We start from the raw sequence: 329 nt of genomic DNA, 5'->3' as shown, positions 1-329 counted from the left end.
TCACCACCAGGGTCTTTCGGGTCGGTCGGGTCTGTGGGATCGGTCGGCGTCTTCACGCACGTAGTGCCTGACCAGCTATAGCCCTTCGGACAGCCCGGGTCGTTCGGGTCCGGATTAGGGTCGGGATCAGGCGTGGACGGATCGTCGAGCGAAGGACCGGTCGCGCCCAAATTGCCTGAATCCGCAGAACAGTTCTGGCCGTTTGTCTTGAGCAGGTAGTTACAAAAACCTTCGGTTTCAGACCCCGGCGAGCGGAAACACTTCTGAGGCCGAGAACTATCAGCCTCATAAGCGCACCCATTCAAACAGCCAGACGGCGGAGAACTAGG

1 pseudogene is annotated in these 329 nt (G+C 59.3%); it reads right to left on the bottom strand.

Going from position 1 to position 329, the window contains the following annotated elements:
* Positions 1-329: pseudogene (locus ACTJJX_RS35175) on the bottom strand (attachment protein); the annotation flags it as partial.

The organism is Pseudomonas sp. 22490, assembly GCF_052044465.1.
Classification (GTDB): domain Bacteria; phylum Pseudomonadota; class Gammaproteobacteria; order Pseudomonadales; family Pseudomonadaceae; genus Pseudomonas; species Pseudomonas aeruginosa.
Note: the sequence above shows the minus strand (reverse complement) of the source record. Positions and strands in the feature narration are given on the sequence as shown.